The organism is Pseudomonas sp. NPDC087803 (genome assembly GCF_044742995.1).
Taxonomy (GTDB): Bacteria; Pseudomonadota; Gammaproteobacteria; order Pseudomonadales; family Pseudomonadaceae; genus Aquipseudomonas.
Map to the genome: position 1 here is coordinate 24,418 of NZ_JBIUVO010000038.1, position 8,019 is coordinate 32,436.

Annotated in this window: 8 protein-coding genes; 1 reads left to right on the forward strand and 7 read right to left on the reverse strand. The window is 61.1% G+C overall.

The window, feature by feature from the left end:
- Window positions 1–8: 8 nt before the first annotated feature.
- The 3 genes from ACIOUG_RS18150 to plsB form a co-directional block, all read right to left on the reverse strand.
- On the reverse strand, window positions 9–407 hold the full coding sequence (locus ACIOUG_RS18150) for a YbaY family lipoprotein (RefSeq protein ID WP_401067393.1): 399 nt from the start codon (window positions 405–407) through the stop codon (window positions 9–11).
- A 50-nt stretch (window positions 408–457) separates the two neighbouring features.
- The gene (locus ACIOUG_RS18155; RefSeq protein ID WP_401067394.1) at window positions 458–1,144 is read right to left on the reverse strand and encodes a hypothetical protein; all 687 of its coding nucleotides are present in this window, start codon (window positions 1,142–1,144) and stop codon (window positions 458–460) included.
- A 97-nt stretch (window positions 1,145–1,241) separates the two neighbouring features.
- Window positions 1,242–3,740 carry a glycerol-3-phosphate 1-O-acyltransferase PlsB gene (gene plsB, locus ACIOUG_RS18160; protein ID WP_401067396.1) on the reverse strand — a complete coding sequence of 833 codons (2,499 nt, stop codon included), beginning with the start codon at window positions 3,738–3,740 and terminating at the stop codon, window positions 1,242–1,244.
- Between the two features lie 235 nt (window positions 3,741–3,975).
- Here plsB and ACIOUG_RS18165 point away from each other — a divergent pair, with 235 nt between their 5' ends.
- A complete protein-coding gene (locus ACIOUG_RS18165) occupies window positions 3,976–4,185 on the forward strand; it encodes a cold-shock protein (RefSeq protein WP_102355641.1) in 210 nt (69 codons plus the stop codon).
- 141 nt (window positions 4,186–4,326) lie between these two features.
- Here the strand turns inward: ACIOUG_RS18165 and ACIOUG_RS18170 are convergent, their stop codons facing one another.
- The 4 genes from ACIOUG_RS18170 to ACIOUG_RS18185 all read right to left on the reverse strand — a co-directional run.
- Complete coding sequence (locus tag ACIOUG_RS18170) at window positions 4,327–4,704, reverse strand: hypothetical protein (protein ID WP_007964251.1); 378 nt, start codon at window positions 4,702–4,704, stop codon at window positions 4,327–4,329.
- Between the two features lie 75 nt (window positions 4,705–4,779).
- Window positions 4,780–5,589 (reverse strand): putative RNA methyltransferase, encoded by an 810-nt coding sequence (locus ACIOUG_RS18175; protein WP_401067398.1) that lies wholly within the window; start codon window positions 5,587–5,589, stop codon window positions 4,780–4,782.
- Window positions 5,589–6,740 carry a succinyl-diaminopimelate desuccinylase gene (gene dapE / locus ACIOUG_RS18180; RefSeq protein ID WP_003222093.1) on the reverse strand — a complete coding sequence of 384 codons (1,152 nt, stop codon included), beginning with the start codon at window positions 6,738–6,740 and terminating at the stop codon, window positions 5,589–5,591. Before dapE ends, ACIOUG_RS18175 begins: the two co-directional genes overlap by 1 nt.
- A gap of 238 nt (window positions 6,741–6,978) precedes the next feature.
- Window positions 6,979–8,019 (reverse strand): glycosyltransferase family 2 protein (locus ACIOUG_RS18185; RefSeq protein ID WP_401067399.1); only part of this gene is annotated, 1,041 nt, incomplete at its 5' end.

Here is an 8,019-nt window from a genome sequence, read left to right on the forward strand (position 1 = left end):
AAAGACAATTAGCGAATGGCGTCGACGCGGATTTTCAGCGGCTGCGGATCGTTGCCGTCCAGTTGCACGGCGTGGTTTTCGGTGGTGAGGAACATCAGCTCGCCGTTGACTTCGATGCGCGCGCTGACCGAGTAGCGGTGGCCGGGTTTGACTTGGGCCGGATCGTAACTCAAGTGGAACGGCAGCGGCACCTGGCCTTTGACCGGGCCTTTCTGTTCGTCGAGGACCAGCGCCGGGGCGTCGGCCAGCGACACATCCTGCAGGCTCACGCTCAAAGTCGCGCTCGGTGGCAGGGCGATGCGTTGCAGGTAGAACACTTCGCCATCGAGGCCGACCTTGCCGGCGGGGGTGTTCGACTGGCAGGCGCTCAACAGGGTGGCTGCGGCGAGAAGGGTGAGTTTTTTCATCGGGACCTCTGAGACGTTTGCGCCGGAAGAATCCCGGCGCCGAAGGAAATCTAGCGGATTTTGGCGTCAGCGTCAGTGAACAAACGTAAGGGTTTTTCCAGCCAATGCATCAAGGCTTGAAATGACCATGCGCGTTGTTCGCGTGATACGGGGGAGAGTTCGATCAACCCCGGAGTCACTGAAACCGCTTGGCGGTAGCGGTTTTCAACCGCGCTCAGTGCATAACGTTTGCCGGCTATGACACTGTCCGGGTCGTACTTCAGATAAAACGAAGTGGCCGTCTGTTCGTCGTGTTTGATCTGCACCAAGGCAACTTCCGGTTGCCCGGCCTCGTGCAGGCAGACGGTAACGGCTTCTTCGGTCGCGACCCTCGCGGCTTCTTCAACTTCGACATAAAGTTGTCCGATCGGACTCAGGTGCACGTTCTGGCGATGCGGTGCCTTGTTGACGATGACGAAGTAATCCATTTCGACCAGCAAGGGTTGCCGGTTGTGGAATATCTGGACATTGATCTGATACTTCACCCCGACATCGCTGTAAGCGTGGGGGAAGTCAAACTTCCACCCGGCGTCGTAGATGGAAGCGTGGCGCCAGTCTTTGATCGTGACGGGCACTACAGAGTTGACAAGTTTGACGCTGACAACGGTTTCGCTGCTGCCGTCTTGCGGGGCGCGAAAGTCCGGTGGCAGTTTGAAGTTCAGCGTGACGCTGGGAGTGTCTTGATTTAACTGGCTCATCTCGATATCCGTATCGTGATTGGTTGATGGCGCCTATTAATTCATGAATCAACTAACGGGACCATTGCAGTGCGTCCCCGTTAGTTGTCAGCAAGTTTCAGACTTGTGGTGTGTCCGCTGTTTCGGCGGCATCTTCACTGCGGTGTAAAGCCACCTGACGAATCGACAGACGAATATCCGCCGGCAGTACGCGTTTGGCCGCGCCTTCGGCCAGTTCGCCGAGCAGTTCGTGGTAGCTCAGCTTGCCGGCTTCGTCGCGACGCAGCACGTCGAGGTCGAGCAGGGTCTGGATGAAGTGACGGAACAGGCTCTTGTCGAAGAACTCCGGGGCGTTCAAGCCGTGGAGGATCGACAGGCGCTGGGCCATGACCGTGCACAAGTCTTCCAGCTCTTCGGCGCTGATGCTGTGCTGGCCGCTGTTGAGCAGCAAGGACACGGTCATGTAGAAGCGCTGCAGGGTCTGCGCGATGCTTTTCGACAGCAGGGTCAGCAGCACGAAATGCCGCGAACTTGGCGCCGGACGCATGTACACGTCTTTCTCGAAGCGCAGCAGGCCTTGCTCGACGAACGCTTCCAGCCATTGATCGACCACGGCGTCCAGTTCGTCCAGGCTCCAGCGAATGAACAGCTCCGCTTGCAGGTACGGATACAACGCGCGGGTGTAGCGCAGGATCTGTTCGCGGCTCATGCGCGAGGTGCTTTGGAAGAAACTCGCCAGCAGCGCCGGCAGAGCGAAAATGTGCAGCACGTTGTTGCGGTAGTAAGTCATCAGGACGGCGTTCTGCTCGTCCAGATAGAGAATCTTGCCCAGCGCATCGTTCTGCTCGGACAGCAGATCCATGTCCTTCACGTGCTCGATCAGCGCACGACCATCGCCTTCCGGCAGGGTGGTGTGCGGCGAGTACGGGACTTTGCGCAGCAGCGCCAGATACAGATCCAGCACCCGCGCCATGGCCCGATCGTCCAGTGCCAGGCGGGTGGTCGAGAGCAGCGCCAGCGCCACCAGGTTGACCGGGTTGATCGCCGCCGCTTCGTTCAGGTGCTGCGCGACCTTTTCGCCGAGGCGGTTGGTGGTTTCGTTGAGCCACGCCGGTTTGTATTGCGGGCCGAGTTCCTGTTGGCGCCAGTCCGGTTGTTCGCTGTCGAGGAATTCCGCGAGTTTGATCGGCTCGCCGAAGTTCACCGCGACCTGACCGAAGCGCTGCTTGAGCGCGCCAATGACTTTGAAGATGTCGAAGATCGACTCTTTCTTCTTGCTCGCGCCGCGCAGTTCGCCGAGGTAGGTCCGGCCTTCCAGTACGCGCTCATAGCCGATGTACACCGGCACAAACACGATCGGCATCCGCGACGAACGCAGGAAGCTGCGCATCGTGATCGCGAGCATCCCGGTTTTCGGTTGCAGCATGCGCCCGGTGCGTGAGCGGCCGCCCTCGACGAAGTACTCGACCGGGAAGCCTTTGGTGAACAGGGTGTGCAGGTATTCGTTGAACACCGAGGTGTACAGCGGATTGCCCTTGAACGTGCGGCGCATGAAAAACGCGCCGCCACGCCGCAGCAGGCTGCCGATTACCGGCATGTTGAGGTTGATCCCGGCGGCGATGTGCGGCGGGGTCAGGCCGTTGCGAAACAGCAGATACGAGAGCAGCAGGTAGTCAATGTGGCTGCGGTGGCACGGCACGTAGATCACTTCGTGACCCTGAGCGACCTTCTGCACGCCTTCGATGTGGTTGACCTTGATCCCGTCGTAGATCTTGTTCCAGAACCAGCTCAGCACCACTTCAAGGAAGCGGATCGCGGTGTAGGTGTAGTCCGAGGCGATCTCGTTGCCGTAGCGCAACGCCTGAGCCTTGGCTTTTTCCAGGGAGATGTTTTCGCGCTCGGCCTCTTCGACGATCGCTTGCTTGACCAGTGGCTGGTTGAGCAGACCCTTGACCAGATTGCGCCGGTGCGAGATGTCCGGGCCGATGACGGCGGCTTTCAGATTGCGGAAGTGCACGCGCAGGATGCGCTGGGCCATGCGCACGGTGCGCTCGTGGCCCTTGTTGTGCTCGATCAGTTCGCGCAGGTGGATCGGCGCCGAGAACTGCACGCGGGTCTTGCGCCCGAGGACGATGATGCTCAGCAGCCGGCGCAGACGCCCGGTGACCGCCCAGCTGTCGGCAAACAGCAGCTTCCACGGACTGTTTTCGCTGTCCGGCGACTGGCCCCAGAACACGCTGACCGGAATGATCTGCGCGTCTTCGGCGGCATTCTGCGTCAGGGCGCTGACCAGACGGGTCAGGGTCGGCGGTGCTCCGCGTTTGTCCTGCCGGCCGAGCCAGTCCGGGTCTGGCGTCAGGTAGAAAAACGCTGCCGGTTCGATCAGCGAACCGACGGATACCGGCAGCACCGGACGCGGCAGGCCGGCCTTGGTGCACTCGGTGTCGACCACCGCGAGATCGGTGAGCGAGGGGTTTTGCAGGACGTAGAACACCGGACGACTGCGGTCGAGGTTGAGGGTGAACGACGACTGGTTGATCGTCTCCGAGCGAACCCAGAGGTACAACAGTCGGCGCAAGGTGCCAAACACAAGACGGCGGAACGGGGAACGGGTCATACGGCTTCTGCGTGAGTGGATAAAACCGAGCAGATGCTCGGGGGCGGACAGTGTGCCGGATTCATCGAAAATCGGCAAAAAAGCGGCGAAGTAAACTCCTGTTGAGAGTTTTCGTGCCTGTCATATACTCGGCAATCTGTCGCCGGGGCCCTTTATGGACGTCGGGCGCAGTCTGACGTTCCGCAAGGCTTTCCTGCGAAAAGCCTGTTCAATAATAAAAAAGGAGTATGAACAGATGGCAACACGTGAAACCGGCAATGTGAAGTGGTTCAACGACGCCAAGGGCTACGGCTTCATTCAGCGCGACGACGGCGTGGACGTGTTCGTGCACTACCGCGCGATCCGCGGAGAAGGGCATCGCTCGCTGACTGAAGGTCAGCAGGTTGAATATGCGCTGGTGACGGGGGAGAAGGGGTTGCAGGCTGAGGATGTGGTTGGTCTGTAGCGCAAACCTCCCAAACAACCCCAAACCACTGTGGGAGCGGGCTTGCTCGCGAATGCGGTGTATCAGTCGACAGTGATATCGACTGACACTACGTCTTCGCGAGCAAGCCCGCTCCCACATTTGGGTCTGCGTCGCCCGGGATTACGCGGTTTTCCAGGTGATCTCTTCTTCACCGTCGGCGCTGATGCGAATCCAGCGATCCGCCGTTTCCTCACCTTCTTCCTCGACCCACGTGCCCGGTGCGCAACGTACTTCGACGTTCAGCGCGGCAAAGGCGGCGCGGGCGCAGGCGATGTCGTCGTCCCATGGGGTCGCATCGCTTTCCAGGTACAGGCTGTTCCATTTGCCCACGGCTTTCGGCAGCCAGGTCACCGGGATGTTGCCGGCCTTGCACTTGTAGGTCTGACCTTTCTGTACCCAGTCGCTGCACGGGCCCAGAGCCTCACCGAGCCAGGCGGAAATCGCCTTGTGGTCGACGTCGGCGTCTTTCAGGTAAATCTCGATATCCGGTTGGCGCATGGATGTCCTCACTGCGGGTCTGAAAAATCCATTCGCGGATTTAGCCGGCCCCGGGCATTTGCCCGAGTCCAAAAGTTATTGAAGAACGAAATAATCGTAGCGCATCGACACAGTGGTCACGAACGGCTCGGCCTGTTCGATCACTGCGGCGCGGCGTTCGGCACTGGCGCGCCAGCCGTGGGGCGTCATTGCCAACAGGTTGGCGCGATCCTCGGGCTTGTCCAGCGTCAGTTTGAATTCCAGGGTTTCGCTGTGCGCCAGCACCATGCCTTCCGGCACCAGGGCCAGATGCTTGTCATCGGTGTATTCGCGCACTTCGTCGTACAGACGTTCGCGCAGTTCCATCAGGTGGCCGCTGGTCGGGCCGACCTTCATCAGGCCGCCGCCGACGCTGAGCAGGCGCTTGGCTTCTGCCCAGTCCAGCGGACTGAAAACGCTGGCGAGAAACTGGCAACTGCCCGACGCCAACGGCACGCGGGCCATGCTGGCGATCAACCAGGTAAGCGCCGGATTACGTTTGCAGGCGCGTTTCACCGCCTCGCGGGAGATGTCCAGCGCGTAGCCATCGGCCTCCGGCAAAGCTTCGGCGATCTGTGCGGTGTAGTAACCCTCGCCGCAGCCGATATCGACCCAGCGTGCCGGCGCATAACTCGCCGCCAGCTCGGCCAGGCGCTTGGCCACCGGCGCGTAATGCCCGGCGTTCAGGAAGTCGCGGCGCGCCTCGACCATTGCCTGATTGTCGCCAGGATCACGGCTGTTCTTGTGCTGCACCGGCAACAGGTTCAGGTAGCCCTGACGCGCGCGGTCGAAGCGGTGGCCGGCGGGGCAGACCACGCCGTTGTCGACGCTGTTCAGCGGTTCACTGCAGATCGGGCACGCGAGCATCAGGCGAGCAACTTGATCAGGGTCTGGTAGTAGATCTCGGTCAGCACGTCGAGATCGGCCGCCAGCACACGCTCGTTGACTTGGTGAATGGTCGCGTTGACCGGGCCCAGCTCAACCACTTGCGTACCCATGGTCGCGATGAAACGGCCATCGGAGGTACCGCCGCTGGTGGACGCTTTGGTCTCGCGGCCGGTGATGTCCTTGATGCTCGACGACACCGCGTCGAGCAGCGCGCCCGGCTCGGTGAGGAACGGCAGACCGGACAGCGCCCAGTCGATGTGCCAGTCCAGATCGTGTTTGTCGAGGATGTCGGCCACGCGTTTCTGCAGGCCTTCGACGGTGGATTCGGTGGAGAAGCGGAAGTTGAACACTGCCACCAGATCACCCGGGATCACGTTGGTCGCGCCGGTACCGGAGTTGAGGTTGGAAATCTGGAAACTGGTCGGCGGGAAGAAATCGTTGCCGTGATCCCAGTGCTCGGCAGCCAGTTCGGCCAGCGCCGGAGCGGCGAGGTGGATCGGGTTCTTCGCCAGATGCGGATAGGCCACGTGACCCTGCACGCCGCGCACGGTGAGCTTGGCGCCCAGCGAGCCACGACGGCCGTTTTTCACCACGTCACCGACCAGCGTGGTGCTCGACGGTTCGCCAACGATGCACCAGTCCAGACGTTCCTTGCGCGCCACCAGACGCTCAACCACCGCTTTGGTGCCGTGGTGCGCCGGGCCTTCTTCGTCGCTGGTGATCAGGAACGCGACCTTGCCCTTGTGGTTCGGGTAGTCGGCGACGAAACGCTCGGCGGCCACGGTCATCGACGCCAGGCTGCCTTTCATGTCGGCCGCGCCGCGACCGCAGAGCATGCCGTGTTCGTCGATCACCGCGTTGAACGGTTCGATCTGCCAGGCAGTCACCGGACCGGTCGGCACCACGTCGGTGTGGCCGGCAAAGCACAGCACCGGGCCATCGTCGTTGCCATGGGTGGCCCAGAAGTTGTCCACGTCCTCGATGCGCATCGGCTCCAGGGTGAAACCGGCATCGCCCAGGCGCTGCATCATCTGCTTCTGGCAATCGGCATCGACCGGCGTCACGGACGGACGGCGGATCAGGTCGATGGCGAGTTGGAGGGTCGGCGAAAGGTCGGCGTGGGCCGTCATGGAAAACTCCGGAGTCATGAATTTGAGCGAGAGCCAATGTGGGAGCGAGCCTGCTCGCGAATGCGGTGTGTCAGTCAACATAGTTGGTGATTGTTACAAAGCCTTCGCGAGCAGGCTCGCTCCCACAGGGGATAGTGTTCGGTCAGTCAGACCGTTATCCCGCCAAGCCCCGCAAAATGGCGGTTATCTTAAAGCAAAACGGCGACCATTGGCCGCCGTTTAGTGCTTCGTCGAGGAATTAGACGACAGGCGCCGGTTCAGGCTCCGCCGCCGGTTTTGGCAGCGAGGAGAGGAACGCCATGATCAGCGCGGCCAGGTACGGCAGCGACTGCACCAGCAGCATCGCCACCCAGAAGCGCATGTCGTTGCTCGGAATGCCCTGCACCAGGTAGATCCCCAGCGCCGCGCCCCACAACAGCAGCATGATGAACAGCTCTTCGCGTGCTTCGGAAATCGCGACCCAGAAGCCGTGATTGTCAGCGTTTTTCGGCGTGCGGAAGAACGGAATGCTGCTGGTGAAGAAACCGTACAGCACCGCTTTGGCGATGGTGTGCGACAACGCCAGGCCAGCCAGTGCCGCGCAGAACGCATCCTTGAGGTTCACGCCGACGGCGCGACGGTAGAGGAAGATGATCTTGCCGACCTTGAACACGAACAGCGCCAATGGCGGGATTGCGAAAATCAGCAGCGGCGGATCGACCCGTTGCGGCACGATGATCATCGCCGCCGACCACAGCAGGGCGCCGACGGTGAAGAAGATGTTCATGCCGTCCGCGACCCACGGCAACCAGCCCGCGAGGAAGTGGTAACGCTGGCCACGGGTCAGCTCGGTGTCCTTGCCGCGCAGCAGGCTGCGGGTGTGGCGCTTGATGATCTGGATCGCGCCGTAAGCCCAGCGGAAACGCTGCTTCTTGAAGTCGATGAAGGTGTCCGGCATCAGACCCTTGCCGTAACTGTCGTGGTAATACGCTGCCGACAGACCTTTCTCGAACACGCGCAGACCTAGCTCGGCGTCTTCACAGATACACCAGTCGGCCCAGCCCAGCTCTTCCAGAACCGAACGCCGGGTCATGGTCATGGTGCCGTGCTGGATGATCGCGTCGCGGTCGTTGCGGGTGACCATGCCGTTGTGGAAGAAACCTTTGTATTCGGCGTAGCAGAGCTTCTTGAAGGTGCTTTCGTTCTGGTCGCGGTAATCCTGCGGCGACTGCACCACAGCGATTTTCGGATCGGCGAAGTGCGTCACAATGTGCTTGAGCCAGTTAGGATTCACGCAGTA

Excerpts from the sequence above, each read along its gene's own strand:
- ACIOUG_RS18150 (WP_401067393.1), bottom strand. The coding sequence starts at position 407 with ATGAAAAAACTCACCCTTCTCGCCGCAGCCACCCTGTTGAGCGCCTGC.
- ACIOUG_RS18155 (WP_401067394.1), bottom strand. The coding sequence starts at position 1,144 with ATGAGCCAGTTAAATCAAGACACTCCCAGCGTCACGCTGAACTTCAAA.
- ACIOUG_RS18165 (WP_102355641.1), top strand. The coding sequence starts at position 3,976 with ATGGCAACACGTGAAACCGGCAATGTGAAGTGGTTCAACGACGCCAAG.
- plsB (WP_401067396.1), bottom strand. The coding sequence starts at position 3,740 with ATGACCCGTTCCCCGTTCCGCCGTCTTGTGTTTGGCACCTTGCGCCGA.
- ACIOUG_RS18175 (WP_401067398.1), bottom strand. The coding sequence starts at position 5,589 with ATGCTCGCGTGCCCGATCTGCAGTGAACCGCTGAACAGCGTCGACAAC.
- dapE (WP_003222093.1), bottom strand. The coding sequence starts at position 6,740 with ATGACGGCCCACGCCGACCTTTCGCCGACCCTCCAACTCGCCATCGAC.
- ACIOUG_RS18170 (WP_007964251.1), bottom strand. The coding sequence starts at position 4,704 with ATGCGCCAACCGGATATCGAGATTTACCTGAAAGACGCCGACGTCGAC.